Annotated in this window: 17 protein-coding genes; 8 read left to right on the top strand and 9 right to left on the bottom strand. The window is 38.8% G+C overall.

Annotation, left to right across the window (positions count from 1 at the left end):
* Nucleotides 1-37 precede the first annotated feature (37 nt).
* The 5 genes from NXS00_RS03625 (at nt 38) to NXS00_RS03605 (ending at nt 5160) form a co-directional block, all read left to right on the top strand.
* Nucleotides 38-961 (top strand): DUF4097 family beta strand repeat-containing protein, encoded by a 924-nt coding sequence (locus NXS00_RS03625; protein WP_258097748.1) that lies wholly within the window; start codon nt 38-40, stop codon nt 959-961.
* Nucleotides 962-1104: 143 nt separating this feature from the next.
* Nucleotides 1105-3078, top strand: coding sequence for an OPT family oligopeptide transporter (locus tag NXS00_RS03620; protein WP_258097747.1), 1974 nt, complete (start codon nt 1105-1107; stop codon nt 3076-3078).
* Between the two features lies 1 nt (nt 3079).
* Entirely contained in the window at nt 3080-4588 is a 1509-nt protein-coding gene (locus NXS00_RS03615; protein ID WP_258097746.1) for a sodium-dependent transporter, read from the top strand.
* Between the two features lies 1 nt (nt 4589).
* Nucleotides 4590-4700, top strand: coding sequence for a MetS family NSS transporter small subunit (locus NXS00_RS03610; RefSeq protein WP_308708447.1), 111 nt, complete (start codon nt 4590-4592; stop codon nt 4698-4700).
* Nucleotides 4693-5160 (top strand): pyrophosphohydrolase domain-containing protein, encoded by a 468-nt coding sequence (locus tag NXS00_RS03605; RefSeq protein ID WP_258097745.1) that lies wholly within the window; start codon nt 4693-4695, stop codon nt 5158-5160. The genes NXS00_RS03610 and NXS00_RS03605 overlap by 8 nt, the downstream gene beginning before the upstream one ends.
* Before the next feature lie 256 nt (nt 5161-5416).
* Here the strand turns inward: NXS00_RS03605 and NXS00_RS03600 are convergent, their stop codons facing one another.
* A complete protein-coding gene (locus tag NXS00_RS03600; RefSeq protein WP_258097744.1) occupies nt 5417-5884 on the bottom strand; it encodes a hypothetical protein in 468 nt (155 codons plus the stop codon).
* Nucleotides 5885-6061: 177 nt separating this feature from the next.
* Here NXS00_RS03600 and ffh point away from each other — a divergent pair, with 177 nt between their 5' ends.
* Complete coding sequence (gene ffh, locus NXS00_RS03595) at nt 6062-7381, top strand: signal recognition particle protein (protein ID WP_258097743.1); 1320 nt, start codon at nt 6062-6064, stop codon at nt 7379-7381.
* Nucleotides 7382-7413: 32 nt separating this feature from the next.
* Here ffh and NXS00_RS03590 read toward each other — a convergent pair whose 3' ends face one another.
* From NXS00_RS03590 to NXS00_RS03575, 4 genes are all read right to left on the bottom strand, one after another.
* Nucleotides 7414-7986, bottom strand: a complete 573-nt coding sequence (locus tag NXS00_RS03590; protein WP_258097742.1) for an NAD(P)H-dependent oxidoreductase — start codon at nt 7984-7986, stop codon at nt 7414-7416.
* A gap of 82 nt (nt 7987-8068) precedes the next feature.
* The gene (locus NXS00_RS03585) at nt 8069-8611 is read right to left on the bottom strand and encodes a Crp/Fnr family transcriptional regulator (protein WP_258097741.1); all 543 of its coding nucleotides are present in this window, start codon (nt 8609-8611) and stop codon (nt 8069-8071) included.
* 66 nt (nt 8612-8677) lie between these two features.
* Complete coding sequence (locus tag NXS00_RS03580; RefSeq protein ID WP_258097740.1) at nt 8678-9655, bottom strand: pyruvate dehydrogenase complex E1 component subunit beta; 978 nt, start codon at nt 9653-9655, stop codon at nt 8678-8680.
* Between the two features lie 109 nt (nt 9656-9764).
* Nucleotides 9765-11555, bottom strand: a complete 1791-nt coding sequence (locus NXS00_RS03575; RefSeq protein WP_258097739.1) for an OmpA family protein — start codon at nt 11553-11555, stop codon at nt 9765-9767.
* A 149-nt stretch (nt 11556-11704) separates the two neighbouring features.
* Here NXS00_RS03575 and NXS00_RS26915 point away from each other — a divergent pair, with 149 nt between their 5' ends.
* Nucleotides 11705-11914 (top strand): PspC domain-containing protein, encoded by a 210-nt coding sequence (locus NXS00_RS26915; protein WP_258097738.1) that lies wholly within the window; start codon nt 11705-11707, stop codon nt 11912-11914.
* On the opposite strand, the gene NXS00_RS03565 is transcribed toward NXS00_RS26915, so the two are convergent.
* From NXS00_RS03565 to hisS, 4 genes are read right to left on the bottom strand one after another with little or no spacing between them, the layout of a single operon-like run.
* Nucleotides 11898-12896: a glycosyltransferase family 2 protein gene (locus NXS00_RS03565; RefSeq protein ID WP_258097737.1), complete on the bottom strand. Its 999-nt coding sequence runs from the start codon at nt 12894-12896 to the stop codon at nt 11898-11900. The two genes, NXS00_RS26915 and NXS00_RS03565, sit on opposite strands and share 17 nt — an antisense overlap.
* The gene (locus tag NXS00_RS03560; protein WP_258097736.1) at nt 12896-13228 is read right to left on the bottom strand and encodes a YbaB/EbfC family nucleoid-associated protein; all 333 of its coding nucleotides are present in this window, start codon (nt 13226-13228) and stop codon (nt 12896-12898) included. Before NXS00_RS03560 ends, NXS00_RS03565 begins: the two co-directional genes overlap by 1 nt.
* Nucleotides 13229-13239: 11 nt before the next feature.
* Nucleotides 13240-14850 carry a T9SS type B sorting domain-containing protein gene (locus NXS00_RS03555; protein ID WP_258097735.1) on the bottom strand — a complete coding sequence of 537 codons (1611 nt, stop codon included), beginning with the start codon at nt 14848-14850 and terminating at the stop codon, nt 13240-13242.
* 34 nt (nt 14851-14884) lie between these two features.
* Nucleotides 14885-16249, bottom strand: coding sequence for a histidine--tRNA ligase (gene hisS, locus NXS00_RS03550; protein ID WP_258097734.1), 1365 nt, complete (start codon nt 16247-16249; stop codon nt 14885-14887).
* Nucleotides 16250-16317: 68 nt separating this feature from the next.
* Between hisS and NXS00_RS03545 the strand changes: the two genes are divergently transcribed.
* Nucleotides 16318-16608, top strand: a complete 291-nt coding sequence (locus NXS00_RS03545; protein WP_258098454.1) for a hypothetical protein — start codon at nt 16318-16320, stop codon at nt 16606-16608.
* Nucleotides 16609-16614: the final 6 nt, after the last annotated feature.

Genomic DNA, 16614 nt, shown 5'->3' with positions numbered 1-16614 from the left:
GTCGAAGAATTGACATCTATATGAAAAACAAACTATTATGAAATCAACTCTTCGACTTTTTCTTACCTTATTTTTTATAGGATTATTGACCATTTCTTACGGTCAAAGCGTTTTAGCTGAAAAACATTTTGAAACAGATAATGCCAAGTCCGTTAAGGTTATTGGCATTTTTTGTGACGTAAATGTTGTACAAAGAGACCAACTTGTTTTCGACGGATTAATCAAAGGTGATGGAAATGAAGGTGATTATGTGATCGCTGTAATCCAGTCAGGATCTGAAATTGTGTTCAAAGTAGAACGTAAGAAAGATCGTAATTGGGGTTGGAATGATATCGATGTTGCCAAATTGGATTTACAGCTTCCGGCTGGTGTTGAATTAAGCATTGAAAATACATCAGGTGATATCTCAATAGATGAATATTCTTCTTCATATTTAGATGTGTCTGCAACAAGTGGTGATATTACATTAAAACAAATTGATGCAAACATTCAGGTTCGAACTACAAGTGGCGATGTATTGTTCAGGGACATCACTGGAAATATTGCCATGAGATCAACCAGTGGAGATCAGGAATTTTTTGGGATTACTGGTGATATAAAAACAGTTGCTACCTCAGGGGATATCGAAATTGACAGAATGGTGGGAGATTTGGATATGTCAACAACAAGTGGAGATATGGATGTTGATAGTGTGGAAGGCATGATTCAGGCATCTGCTACGTCTGGTAATATTGAAGGTAATTATGTGTTGCTGACAGGTGATTCGAGATTCAAATCAACATCTGGCAATATTTATATTGAATTAGAGAATGACCTGGAAAAGGTTGGGTTTGATTTAAGAGCAACTTCTGGTGATTTGGAGGTTGGCAGAATTGATGGGGATGACCACCTGATTATTCGAAGAGGCGATATTTCAGTTACTGGTATCAGTACAAGTGGAGATCAACGATATACCAATTAAGAAATTTGGAATAATTCAATTGGTTTATTAGCCTTTTAAATAAAGGAGCTGTCATCTAACATGATAGCTCCTTTTTTTTTAGCCTTTAAATCGACATTTTTGTCAGATTCCAAAAATTCGAATATTTCAACTTTAACTAACCTATGGATAAACCATATATCAGCCCAGAGACCAGGCTAAACGAATTAACCTTCAGGTCCATCATACTTGGGGCCGTATTATCAGTGGTATTGGGAGCAGCCAATGCTTACTTCGGACTTTTTTCAGGACTTACCGTATCTGCTTCCATCCCCGCAGCGGTAATCTCAATGGCGATCCTAAAAGCATTCAAAAATTCGAATGTACTCGAGAATAACATGGTTCAAACAGCTGCTTCAGCTGGAGAATCCCTTGCAGCTGGTGTAATTTTCACTATTCCTGCATTGGTTATAATGGGATATTGGCAGCACTTTAACTATTTCGAAACGACGCTAATTTCTATTAGCGGTGGTGTTCTAGGTATCTTATTTACTATCCCATTGCGTCAAGCGCTGATTGTGAAGGAGAAATTAATGTTCCCAGAAGGTGTCGCAACTGCTGAGGTGCTAAAGACAGGTCAGACTGGTGGTAAATCTGTTAAATATCTTGTTTACGGTGGTTTAATTGGTGGTGTTTTCAAGCTTGGAAATGAAGCGTTAAAATTATGGGATGGCCTGTTTGAAAAAGCTGCTATCCTGAATCAAAAGGTATACTTGTATTTCAGTTTGAACTTGTCTCCGGCACTTGTTGCTGTGGGATACATTGTTGGATTGAATGTTTCTACGTTGGTATTTATGGGTGGAGTAATCACCTGGTGGATTGCTATTCCAGCGTACGTGGGAATGGAGGGTTTTGATGGTGTAGTAGCTGAACTGGTAGCTGCTGGAAAGTTCGCAAGTCCAGATGGAGTATCACCAGAAGCTCTTGGAGGTGCTTTGTGGAGCCATAAAATGAGATACTTAGGTGTAGGGGCAATGGTGATTGGTGGTCTGTGGGCACTTATAAGCTTAAGATCAGCTTTATCAACGGCATTTACTTCAGGTGTTAAAGCATTTAAGGCTGGTGCGCAAAAAGCATCAGACACTTTAAGAACAGAATTAGATACCCCAATGTCATGGGTGTTGATGGGTATTGGTATTTTGATCGTTCCGATCTTCTTTATATACCTGACCATCATTCAAGATGTGTCTGTGACGCTTTTCATGGCGATTATGATGGTAATTGCTGGATTCTTGTTTTCAGCGGTTGCAGGGTACATGGCAGGCTTGGTTGGTAGTTCGAATAATCCAATTTCGGGAGTTACAATCGCAACTATTTTAAGTACAGCGTTACTATTGTTATTGTTAATGGGTAGCTCAGATCCAGGAAGAGGAGCAGCTGGAGCCATTCTGGTTGGAGCTGTTGTGGCCTGTGCTGCAGCAATTGCTGGAGATAACATGCAGGACTTAAAAGCCGGTCACGTGCTTGGAGCGACTCCAAGAAATCAGCAAATTATGCAGGTTGTCGGTGTTGTTGCTGGAGCGTTGTTGATTGCGCCAGTATTGGATATCCTGTTAGAATCAAGAGGTATTGGTAATCCAACAGCTGAACATCCTAATCCATTGGCTGCACCTCAAGCGTCGTTAATGATGAGTGTTGCCACTGGGATTTTTGGTGGAGAATTGCCATGGGGAATAATTGGTATTGGTGCTGCGATAGGAGCAGTGATTATCGGTACAGATATTTACTTAAAGAAAATTAATAGCAACTTTAGAATGCCGGTTTTGGCAGTTGCGGTAGGACTATACTTGCCATTTGAACTAGATTCATCAATTTTCATAGGAGGTGTAATTGCCTATCTATTGGAGAGAAGTTTCAAAAAGAATAATGTGTCCAAGGAAAGTAAGGATACAGCATCGAATGCTGGTCTTTTGATTGCGTCAGGCTTAATTACTGGAGAGGCATTGATGGGGATTTTCATCGCTATAATGGTTGCTGGATTCCAAACCAATTTGTCCTTGTTTGACGAGCCAATCGGTGGAAGCTATTTAGGTGTATTGCTACTTATATTCATTCTTATCTTCCTTTATCGATCTGTTGTAAAGGTTTCTAAGAAATAATATGTCCAAACAAGAAGAGTTTAGCAGTCGCTGGGGTATTATTCTGGCATCTCTAGGTATGGCAATCGGAGCGGGAAACCTTTGGAGGTTTCCTCGATTAGCCGGTCAGTATGGAGGAAGTTTCATCGCACTTTGGATATTATTCCTATTTGTATGGTCCATTCCTCTTCTCCTGGCAGAGTTCTCCATTGGTAAAAAGTTCAAAAAAGGTGTTATTGGTTCTTTTGGGCAGCTTGCAGGGCCAAAAATGAGCTGGATGGGCTTCTTCATTACGCTTTGTACTTTGGGGATTGCCTTTTATTATTCAGTTGTAACTGCTTGGTCCATTGAGTACCTGGGAGCTTCCATTGCAAACCTATATGATTCATTAGTTACTAATGTGACTTTGTTGGATCGACTTGCTGAAAATCCGTCTTATTTGGATGCACAATGGGATGGTTTTGCCAATGAAAGCTGGCTAACGGTGTCTATTTACATCGTTGTAGTAGTTATAGGAGTTTTAGTGATTAGTAGAGGAGTACGAAAAGGACTGGAAGCTGCTAATAGAATTCTTATACCTAGCTTATTCGTTCTTTTGGTAATTGTAGCCATTGCGGCGTTATCAATGGATAATGGAATTAAAGGGCTGGATTATATGTTTGCTATCCGTTGGTCAGATTTTCAAAATCCAACCATATGGATTGAAGCGTTATCACAATCTGCCTGGTCGACTGGTGCTGGTTGGGGATTGATGATCACCATTTCATCTTACAGTAGATCTAAAGAGGATGTTACGCTCAATACCTTCATCGGCGCATTCGGCAATAACACGGCATCCATTTTGGCTGGAGTGGCCATATTGCCAGCTGTTTTTGCATTAGCAGCATCAGAACAAGAGGCAATCAGTCACTTGCAATCTGGTAGTCAGGCATTAACCTTTACCATTATTCCAAAGTTATTTGCGACAATTCCTGGTGGAGCATTTATGTCAGTGTTGTTCTTTTTGGCTTTAACCTTGGCGGCATTCAGTTCCTTTTTGCCAATGCTGGAATTGTTTAAAACCAATATCGTCAACCTTGATCTGAGTAAAGGAGTAGTACTGGGACTTATGGTGGTTGTGTTTGTTGTTTTTGGCTACCCGAGTGCGTATAGTTTGGATTTCTTCACCAATCAAGATTGGGTGTGGGGACTTGGTCTGATTGTTAGTGGTCTATTTATTGCAATAGCCACAGCGATTTATGGGCCTATCAAGTTTAAAGCAGAACTAATTGATCAGGATTCTGATTTCAAATTGAGCGATAAGTATTTCCAGTTTGCACTGTATATCAATATTGCAATGGCCATTTTTCTGATTTACTGGTGGATGAGTCAGGGCTATAGTAGTGATCCATGGATTACGAAAGAGGGTACATGGAATTGGATAGATGTATATAGCAATGCCACAATTGTTACTCAGTGGGGTGCGGTTATCTTGTTGGGATTGTTGTTAAATAAATGGTTGTTTAATAAGTTTTGTGCTAACACAGATTGATATGAGTATTAGTTCAATTATAAGTATGATTTGTACAGTCTCTATAATACTTGGAGGCTTTGTTTACTTTCTAGTGTTGGCCATGAGAAATGAAAAATCAAAAAATGGATAAAATAGATTCTTTAAATCAGGTAGCCGAATTTCATAAAACATTTAAGCACCCAGTTGTTTCCGAGCCTAAAATTCCATCTATGGATAGATGTGATTTAAGGGTTTCGTTGATAGCAGAGGAGTTGAAAGAGTTGGAGCAAGCTATTAAAGATAATGACCTTGTTGAGGTTGCTGATGCCCTTTGTGATATACAATATGTATTGTCTGGTGCGGTATTAGAGTTTGGGCTTGGTAATAAGTTTGTTGAGTTGTTCAACGAAGTTCAACGTTCCAACATGAGTAAAGCATGTGAGACAGAAGAGGAAGCTCAAGCTACTGTTGATCATTACCAAAACAATAAGGATACAGAAGCTTATTATAAGGAAGAGGATGGTAAGTTTCTGGTTTACAGAAAAGGAGATAATAAGACGTTGAAGTCTATTAATTATTCTCCTGCCAACCTAAAATCTATTATAGAATAGGTAGTACGAAAGAGATCGTAGAAATCAAATTGTTCTGAAGATCGAACAATCCGTTGAAAATATTTTGATCACATCCAAGGCCAAACATCAAGATGAAGTAAGCGGCGAGGGAAGAAAGCAATTTGACTACTTTTTTGTTAATCATATCAAATCCTGATTTCGTTGTAAAATTATAATTATTTCACTTAAAAATTCATTGATTTTACAAATAAAATCAGGATTTGTTGATTTTTATATACCCAGAATAGGGTATTTATTATTCGATCTTCACTAAATATACGTTTTCATTCAACTCTCCATCGTCTTCAAAAGACACTAAAACACCATCTTCTAGCATCCAGTAATCTTCATCATCTGTTTGAAATCTGTCCGTATCAGAGATTCTCAAGCGACCTCTATTGTCAATTGACCACTCTGAATATTCAATTTCACGCTCGCCAAATGCCTCGACAGTTACCTTAACTTCTCCATTGGCTCTGAATTCCATATAAATTTCCAACTCGTCTAATAACCCAGAAACGAGACCAGATACGGAATTGACAATTACTTCACCTAAGAATGAATCTTCTTCTTCTGCCTCTTTTTTTGCTTCTTCTAACTCTTCATCGACATTGATGACCAGTTTCCAGGTTTTATCTGTGATATCCCTTTCTTTGACTTTGTTCTGGGCATTGGATGTAAATGCCATTACTCCAACAATTAGTACTAATAGTGCCTTTTTCATTTTGATTTAGTTTGATGTCCATTGTTACTAGTTATCAGTTCCTATTCAAAACATATTCCACATTAGGTGGTTATTATGTATTGCAAGGTACTGCATAATGTATAATACTGAATTCGTTTAAATAGGTTACAGTAATACAATGTTTATTAGTTTTGCAGCTGTTAAAAATCAGAGTTCATGTTTGATAATCTTAGTGTAAAATTAGATCGCGCGTTTAAGACCCTAAAAGGGCAGGGAAGTATTACCGAAATAAATGTGGCCTCCACTGTAAAGGAGATCCGCAGAGCTCTTATTGATGCCGATGTTAACTATAAGGTAGCAAAAGAGGTTACAGATTCTATTAAGCAAAAAGCGCTTGGTAGAGATGTACTTATTGCGGTTTCACCGGGTCAATTATTAACTAAGATCGTGGCTGAGGAGCTTACTCTATTGATGGGTGAGACCAATGTGCCAATCGATTTGACAGGAAATCCAAATACGATATTAATATCAGGTCTTCAAGGTTCTGGTAAAACTACCTTCAGTGGTAAGCTTGCCAATCAGTTGAAGAAGCAAGGAAGAACAGTTTTGCTTGCTGCCTGTGATGTTTACAGACCTGCTGCGATTGATCAGTTGAAAGTGTTGGGTGAGCAGATAGGCGTAGAAGTATATACTGAGCCGGATGAGAAAGATCCTGTGAAGATTGCAAAAAACGCAGTTAAATATGCTAAGGATCAAGGCAAAAAATCATTGATTATAGATACAGCCGGACGTCTTGCTGTTGATGAAAAGATGATGGAAGAGATTGCTGCAATCAAGAAAGCAATCGACCCTTCTGAGACGTTGTTTGTGGTGGATTCCATGACAGGTCAGGATGCTGTAAATACTGCAGCGGCCTTCAATGAGCGTCTAGATTTTGATGGAGTTGTTCTAACCAAATTGGATGGTGATACACGTGGTGGTGCTGCTTTATCTATTAGAAAAGAAGTAACTAAGCCTATTAAGTACATCAGTACTGGTGAGAAGATGGATGCGATCGATCTTTTCCACCCAGACAGGATGGCCAATAGAATTCTTGGTATGGGTGACGTGGTTTCCTTAGTTGAGAAAGCACAGCAGACATTCGACCAGGAAGAAGCTCGAAGAATCAATAAGAAGATTAAAAAGAACCAATTTGGGTTTGATGATTTCTTGTCTCAGATGGAGCAAATTAAGAAAATGGGTAACCTGAAGGACTTGATGGGGATGATTCCTGGGGTTGGTAAGGCTATCAAGGATATAGACATTGATGATGATTCTCTAAAGCCTATTGAAGCGATCATTAAATCGATGACACCTAAGGAAAGAGAAAACCCAGATATCATCAATGGATCTCGAAGACAAAGAATAGCAAAAGGTAGTGGTACTAGTGTCAATCAGGTGAATCAGTTGCTTAAGCAATTTGAGCAAATGAGAAAGATGATGAAAACCATGAATAAAATGGGTGGCGCTAAAGCGCTTTCTAACTTGATGCGATAAACCAAGATCGTGCATTTTTAATATACGATAGGTCATGCAGCTGCATGACCTATTTTTTTGATCCTATCTATCCATTGTTCTACTGGCGCCTTTTGATTATGTGTAGCGGCAAGTATGGTTGTTTTCACAGACGATACACCACAAAACTCCATGGTTAACTTTTTTAAGGCATTAATGGATGGATTGCGATATACAAGTCGGTAATACCAATAGGGAGTGTGCATGGTAGATACAATTCTAGCAGTTTTCTTGTTTAAGAACTTGTCCCACCAAACGGAGTTTTCCCGGTATTTAAAAGCAAATCCAGGAAGAAATACACGATCAATAAAGGCTTTCATCACTGCAGGATAGCTTCCCCACCAGGTTGGGAAGAACCACACAAGATGATCAGCCCATTGAATGTCTTTTTGTGCTTGAATAAGGTCCGGCTCCAGCTCAGTTCTTTTATTGTAGCCATGCTCCAGGTTATAATTAAACTCAAGTGATCGAAGATGAATGGTCTTTACTTCATGATTTTTAGCTGCCTGTTCTGCATAATTGGACGCCATGTAGGCATTGAGGCTTTCTTGATCTGGATGTCCACAGATGACAAGTATTTTCTTCATAATGTATAATATGGTTATACATGTGAAGGTAGGAGTGTGGTATTTCGTTTCTTTTGATCTAGATCAAAAACGACAATCAAGGCTAATTTTGTTTGCTTCTAATTCTACTTAGTGTCTCTTGTTTCATACCTAAATAGGAAGAAATATAGCCAAGGGGTACTCGATTAAGCAAGTCCGAATGTTTATTCATAAAGTCTTCATATCGCTCTTCTGCAGACATAGAGACTATAGAGTTGTAACGCTCTACTAATTCTGAATAAGCTTCAATCATAAAGATTCTGCCATATCTATCCATTCCTTCTACATGGTCGAAGACCCAATCCAGGTTGTTTTTAGTTAATGAATAGCACTCTGTAGTCTCAAGTGCTTGAGATGTGTATATAGTAGGTTTTCCAGTAAAGAAGCTGTCGATACCAGTCAAAATTTCATTTTCCTTAGCGAAGTGGCAGCAAATCTCTCTACCTGCTGTTCGATAAAATACTCTGATAATTCCTTTTTTGATAAAGAATAGTCGTTTTGATACATCTCCAGCATTTTCTATGATATCTCCCTTTGCATATTGCTCTAGCTGCATATGCTCTTTGAGTGTCTCTAGTAGTTCTGGGCTTCCGAAGATTGAGTTCATTCCATTAAAATAAAAAAGAGGTGCTAAAAGGCACCTCTTTTTATCAATTAATACGTTTAGTATTTCTTATCTATACATAACCGCCTTCACAGCTTCGATTGTTCTCTTCACGTTTGGAAGAATTTCTTCAATCAAAGTAGGAGCGTATGGCAAAGGAAGATCTTTACTATTTACTCTATGAACTGGTGCATCAAGATAATCAAAAGCATTCTTTTGGATATGGTGACTCAATTCAGCAGAGATAGAGGCTAGTGGCCATGCTTCTTCAACAATCACTAATCTGTTCGTTTTCTTTACAGATTCAATTACAGAAGCATAGTCGATTGGTCTAACAGTTCTAAGGTCAATAACCTCAGCGTTGATTCCTTCTTTTGCAAGTTCTGCAGCAGCTTCGTCAACCACTTTCATCATTTTACCAAATGATACGAGTGTTACATCAGAGCCTTGTTTTACAGTTACAGCCTGTCCGATTGGGATCAAGTATTCTTCTTCAGGAACTTCACCTTTATCACCATACATCAATTCTGATTCCATGAAAATAACAGGGTCGTTATCACGAATAGAAGACTTTAGAAGTCCTTTTGCATCGTATGGATTAGAAGGTACAACTACTTTCAAACCTGGAGTATTGGCATACCAGTTCTCAAAGTTTTGAGAGTGTTGTGATGATAATTGTCCAGCGTTACCAGTAGGTCCTCTGAATACGATAGGACAGTCAAACTGACCACCAGACATTGATTTTATTTTTGCGGCACTGTTAATTACCTGATCAATTGCTACAAGAGAGAAGTTGAAAGTCATGAATTCTACGATCGGTCTAAGGCCGTTCATAGCTGCTCCAACGCCCATTCCTGCGAAACCTAATTCTGCGATAGGGGTATCGATAACTCTTTTGGCGCCGAATTCATCTAGCATTCCCTGGCTTACTTTGTAAGCTCCATTGTATTCAGCTACTTCTTCACCCATTAAAAACACCTTGTCGTCGCGTCTCATCTCTTCGGTCATCGCTTCACCAAGTGCTTGTCTAAACTGTATTTCGCGCATGTTCTAGTCTTTGTTTTAAAGCCCTGCTAAATTAATTCATTAGGCTGATAATCATAAAAAAAGCTCTCCAAAATGGAGAGCTTTCTTGTAATTTATTTCGTTTTGTTAATTACTTAACAGCTTCAGCAACTGCATCAGTGTAATTTACAAACTCAAGATCGTTGATCGCTTTGTCTTTCAATGCTGGATCTTTCTTAATAGCTGCTTTCAAGCTGCTGATTACGTCAGATGCATTGTTTTGTCTTGCAGATGCAATAGCGATTAGGTAGTTGGCTTCAGCTCCTACAGTTTCGCTGTTTGCTACATCACCTAATGTGTTTTTAGCAGTAGCATAGTCACCTGACAACAATTGAGACAAACCAGTATCGAAAGTTACTACATCACTTTTCGCAGAGTTAGCGAAAGAAGCGTTAGCAGCATCGTACTGACCGTTCATTACCTGGATAGAACCTTTCATACCTGATAGGTTACTAGCAGTTTTGTTTGAAGGAGAAGCGCTTGAAGCAGTTCCGATAGCGTCCAAACCTTTAGCATAATCTGCTTGCATGATGTATGCAGCAGCCATGTTGGCAGAAACGATAGCAGACTTTTGCTTGTTAGCAGCAATTTCCAATTGAGTTACAGCATCCTGTACCAATTTAGTTTTAGCAGATCCTTCAGCTTTAGCTGCTTGATCTAGGTAAACAGCAGCAAGGTTGTTGTGTGCTTGCCAGTTGCCAGACTTAGAAGCTGCTTTGTAGATAGCTGCTTTCTCATCTAGAGAAGGAGTAAGTGTTGCAGAGAACATGAACTCTTCGAATGAAAGAGTGTCAGCCTCAGCTTCACCATTTACTACTTGCTTAGAAAGTACTGCGATTTGTGCGTTTGATTTTTTAGCTTTTACAGTTAAGATCTCTGTTTTAGCAGTTCTCAAACCTGGATAAACTTCTTTCAAAAGTTTGTCATAGAAAGCAAGTTTTTGCAAGCTCTCTTCTTTTTCTTCGAATGAACCTGTTCCGTTTACAATGTTTGTAACAGAAGATTTATCAGAAGCAGAAATTCCATCATAAGACGAAAGAGCAGCTTTAAGACCACTCCAATCTTCTACGATTGGCTTCAAAATGAATTTAATAGAGTCAGACATACCTTTGTAGTCATATCTTTTCATTTGCTTTCTGTAGAAGTCTTCGATAGCTTTTGCTCTATCTTCTGCCAAGTCGCTGTTTACTCTTTCAGTACCCTCTGGAGAGTGAGTACCAGTGATAGTAACAGTTCTGGTAACGTTTTTCTCTGCGATGAATGCAGCTAAGTCGTTACTTTTAGCTCTGTTTGAAGTTCCGTCAGTGTTTACTGAAGGATTCAATCTAGCAGCACCTTGCTCGAAGAAGAAGTTTACGTTTGTTGGAATAAGCTCTTCCTTGTCGTTGTAGCCGTGATCAGCGTATGTGCTGAAAGTTACAGGCTTCGCAAATGTGCTAGTCATAACTAGACCTTGAGCTACTGCCAATCTTGGAGAAGTTTTAGACTTACCAGATTTTGGATCGCTAGCAACACCTTCTACATAAAGGGTACCAGGATTCATGCCTGCCTGATATGGGAATGTGAAGCTTTCGCTTTTTCTAGAAGTAGAAGAACTACTGTTAGGGAAATCTTCAGCTTTAAATTCAATTGAACCTACAGCTACCTCTTGGTCTCCATATTGATAGATAGTGTTGATTGTATACACTTTACCAGTTGGAAGCATTTTTGGAGGAAGGACAGCAGATACATCGAATGGTACAGCACCACCGTGTACCTCTAAAGGGTTAGGTGTTACCTGCAAATCTTGGTCAGCCGCAAGCTTAATCATTTTACTAAGCGAACAGCCGGAAAAAAAGATTGCTCCGGCAACTAAAGCCATAGCAAAGTTAATTTTTCGCATGTGGATCATTTTTTTGATTTTCAAATACAATAATGGTCGAATCCTATAATAAGATGCAATAATACGGAAATAATAACTTACTTCGTAATGCATACACAACAAATCTAAGCCAGATTTGTTATCTTTGAAGCATTAATTTCCAGTCAGATATGCAAAAGTTTTTTGAAAAATATGCTTTTGGGGTATGTACCCGTTTGGGCGAAAAGCTTAGAATACCGACTTCTGGCATTCGGTTATTTTTCATTTATACCTCTTTTTTGACCTTTGGGTCGCCAATTATTGTCTATCTCGCACTTGCTTTTGTGATGAATTTTCGCAAAATGTTGAGACGAAGGGATAACTCTATTTGGTATTATTAAGCTCCTTAAACGTTTTTTTTCCGAATAGATAATATTGCAAGACTATCCAGCTTGATGTCATTATTCTAGGTTTGGATCTGTCTTTTTGGCTTAAATCATGGTTCATCGATCTGAAAGCATCTTTGTGTGCTTTAAATACTGCAGTGAAGTGTTCAAAGGATTGTTGCTTCCAAAATAAGAGCGCAGCTGCCCAGTCCAATACTATTCTTATTGGTAAAGTAAGTAGGAGGTGACTCTTCGGTAAATTTCTGACTAAAAGCCTAATGTTGTTCCGGAAATTGAGGTATGTTTTCCTGGGGCTGTTTTTGTTCAATGTTCCGCCTCCAACATGATAAACCTCGGATTGAGGAATAGCTGCTAGTTTAAAACCATTGCTTAGTAATCTCCAGCATAAGTCTACTTCTTCCATGTGTGCAAAGAAATCAGCAGGAAAGCCACCGATTTTGTGAAAGATGGAACTTCGGATCATGAAACACGCTCCTGTAGTCCAGAAAACATCTGTTGGGTTATCGTATTGATGGATGTCTTTTTCTAGCGTGTCGAAGATTCGTCCTCGGCAATAGGCATATCCAAGTGAATCCATGAATCCACCTGAGGCTCCTGCATATTCAAAGTGTTGTCTGTTCTTGAAATCGAGGATTTTGGGCTGTACCGCAGCGTAATCTGAATTGTTCTCTAAGAAAGAAATCAAAGGATTTAACCAACCTTGGGTGACTTCAATGTCTGAGTTGACTAAAGCGTAATAATAGGCAGAAACTTGCTGTAAGGCTTCATTATAGCCTCCAGCGTATCCGTAATTCTCTGCAAGAGTTAAGGCTGTGACTTTAGGAAATTGCTTGAGAACTTCTAATGAATCATCCGTTGATTTGTTGTCTGCAACTACGATTTGAGCTTTGCCTGAATACTTAATTAATGTAGGTAGAAACTGTTGTAAAAACTCGCTTCCGTTATAATTGAGTATAACAACTGCTGTAGTGCTCATTACATCATGTTGTTCAGGTCAAAACCTGGAATGTTTGGAATCACTCCATCAGTGGCCTTCTTCATATGTTCACGAGCCTCTACCTCTACATTGCTTATTGCTTTATTTACAGCAGCTATTATCAGGTCTTTCATCATATCCTGATCGTCCTTAGAAACAAGTGATTCGTCAATTTTTAAGTCAACTAGTTCTTTGTTTCCATTAACTGTGGCTGTTACCATACCGGCACCGGCATCACCAGTAGCTTTGATGTCTTTTAAACCTTCCTGGGCTTTTTTCATGTTTTCCTGAACTTCCTTCAGTTTGCCCATCATTTTCATCATATCTAACATATCCTACAGGTTTAATTCTTTAATACAGCAAAAGTACCAACTTGAGTTTTAAGTTCCCCAGATTCTAACTCAAAGGTTAACCGATAAAGGTAGCTGCCAGTTATCACCTGTTTTTTGCCTACTCTCCCGTTCCATACGGGGTTTTCTGTCGCTTGATGAATTACTTTTCCCCATCTGTCAAAGATCTGAATCGTGAAGTTGCTGGTAGGAAGTCCAAAAATCTCCAATTCGTCATTTAATCCATCATTGTTAGGTGTGAATGCATCTGGTACATAAACTTTAACGATTACTTCGGTTTCTACTGCGTTAGAGTAGAGGTTCAGGTTATTGTCATAAGTGTATTTCAAGCGTAGCCTTACAAAATCCCCAATAGTTGCAGGAATTCTAATTTCTGGACTGTAAAGAGTGGAAGTAACAATAGTGCTGTCCAAATTATAGATCAAAACCGAATCGGCTATTCTATTGTAGTTATTCAAAGGTTCTTGAGCGTCAATAGTTAGCAGGTTGTCACTGTAGCTTTTATCTATTAATTCTAAAAAAGGAGGACTTATGAAAATGGAATCAAGGACTATCCCGCAGCTATCAGTGGCAACAATCTTGTAGTTGGTTGGTCTGAACTTACTAGAAGGATTATCTAATGTAGATGAGGTGAATTCTGTTGCAAAGGCAAAATTTTGACCGGTGGTTTTATAAAGATTTAAAGTGCCGTTAATGGTGTCAGAATTGATTAGAACCTGTTCTCCCAAATAAGTAGCATAGGCATTTTCCAGTGAGTAAAAACTTTCAATGTTTTGGCAATAGTCTGTGCTGAAAAGGATGGTGGAGTCACATGGATTTAATGTATTGAACCTCAGGCAGACTTCCTGAGGATTATTTAATCCAGGAAGTGTGATAGGATAGAGTGTTTGTCCATTCAAAACTTGACCAGTATAGGCGTCTTGAAAACCGGAATTATCCACTGAATATTGCAATTGATAAAGCTGAAATGGGCTTAATCTGGTGGCATCCAGTTGAAGGTAATAATCGTCAGAACAACCATATTGGAGTTGGAGATTGTCAGGATGGGTTTCTTCTAATGTTGTCAAACTAAATGATCGATTAACTACTCCGCAGTTAGCAAAAGATCCCTCAAAATAACCCTCTATGGTTAATGTGCCATTTCCGGATGGGAAATCAAGTGTTGTCGAAGAGTTTGGACTCACCAATACTGAATCATTTGAGTTTGTTTTCGCATAAAAGAAGTCATAATAATCATCTTTCATGTGTAGCACAAATTGAGTTTCACTACAATAGTAAATTTCGAAAACAGGCTCTAATGGTTCGCGAATGGTTAAATAAACGGTGTCTGTTTGTGGTGAGAAACTCTCTCCAAGAAACTGGATGATTCTGTAATTACCAGCTGTGGTATAGTCATAGGAGGTTTCGGTAGTTTCTACTTCATCTTCTTCGTAGCTGTACTGGATTCCCTGAACTGATGCTGCTTCACCAGTGGGTGTAACTGTAATTGTCAATGGGGAACAACCTTTATTATAGTCAACCGTAAATCTCCCCAGCGGGCTAACATACTGTGCCGTAGCAGGCAGTAAGATTGCCAGGAAGAATATGGTTGTCAGTTGCTTCATTCAATAGTATGATCTTAACGATCCCTTTCGAATATTATTTTTGATCAGTAATGCTCTCAATTATGCGTTCTATTGACAACATTTCCTGTGAGCCGTCCTTCATGTTTTTTAGAGAGTATTCACCTCTTTTTATTTCTTCAGAGCCAATTACCAATACATAAGGTATTTCTTTTTTATCAGCATAATTGAATTGTTTTTTCATTTTCACTGACTCTGGAAACATTTCTGCTCTGATGCCTGCAGCGCGTAATTGCTTTAAAAGACCAAGGCCATGCTTCATGCACTCCTCATCAAAGTGAGTAATTAGCACATCGGATGATTGAGTCAATGAAGGAGGGAAAAGACCTTTTTCTTCCAATACATCGTAGATTCTATCCAGTCCAAAAGAAATTCCTACACCCGATGTGCCCTGAAGTCCAAAAACGCCTGTAAGGTTGTCGTATCGTCCACCTCCTGTAATGCTCCCGATTTGAACATCTGTGGCTTTCACTTCAAAGATGATTCCAGTGTAATAGGAGAGACCTCTGGCTAAACTAAAATCTAATTCTATTTGCAGGTTTTCTGTACCGTATGATTGAAGGAAATCAAAATATTCAGTTAGCTCCTTTGTGCCTCTGTTGCTACCAATCACTTTTTCGATCATTTCAACTTTCAAGGTGTTTTCACCTTCGGTAGAAAATGAGTTGATAACATCCGCTAATTTTTCCTGATTAGCTCCTATAGCCAAAAGTTCTTCAATGACTTTCTCTTGACCCACTTTATCCAGTTTGTCTATAATGACACAGAAAGGCATTTCTTTACCAGCAAGTCCGGCATATCTTGCCAATTCCATTAAAATTTCTCTGTGATTGATCTTTAAAACAAAGCCTTTGTATCCAAGATCATTGTACACATCATGGATTAATTGAGTTAGTTCGGCTTCATTGACCAAGGAGTCAGTGCCTACAATGTCAGCATCACACTGATAAAACTCTCTATATCTGCCTTTTTGCGGACGGTCTGCTCGCCACACGGGTTGTATCTGAAATCTTTTGAAAGGGAAGGTGATGTCGTTTTGGTTCATCACTACGAATCGTGCAAATGGAACCGTAAGATCGTATTTCAGTCCTTTTTCGGAGATTTTTGGCAACAAGTGAGCACTTCCTTTCTCAAAATCAGTCGAATCTGATTTTTTTAAGTAATCACCAGAGTTCATTATTTTAAATAATAATTGATCTCCTTCGTCTCCATACTTGCCTGTCAAAACAGACAATTGCTCCATTGCAGGGGTCTCAATTTGGCTGAAACCGTACTTTATGAAGTTATTTTTAATGGTTTCAATGATGTATGATCTTTTCGCAGATTGCTCTGGTCCGAAATCTCTAGTTCCTTTTGGTAAAGAAGGTTTTGAAGTTGCCATAGAATAATTTTGGACAAAACTAACTAATACTCTAAATTTGCACCTCGTTAAAACGAAATGTTCAGAAAATGGCTGTTACAAGATTAGAAAGAAAAGGCAAAAGAAATAAGTCAAGAGCTAAAAACCGTGTAAACGCAATCAAAAGATTGAATACGGTTCCGACTATTAAAAACGTTGATGTAGAAGAGATTAAGAAGAGCTTCGAGAAAGCTCCTGCTAAAAAAGCATCAGCAAAGAAGGAAGAAGCTCCTGCTAAAGAAGAGAAAGCTGAAGCAAAAGCTAAAAAAGCTGCTCCTAAAGCAAAGAAAGAAGAAGCTAAAGCTGAAAAAGAAGCTAAAGCTCCAAAAGGAGAGGAGTAACAGACC

It is taken from the genome of Marinoscillum pacificum (assembly GCF_024714495.1).
GTDB lineage: Bacteria > Bacteroidota > Bacteroidia > Cytophagales > Cyclobacteriaceae > Marinoscillum > Marinoscillum pacificum.
This window is presented reverse-complemented; position numbering and strand designations above follow the sequence as displayed.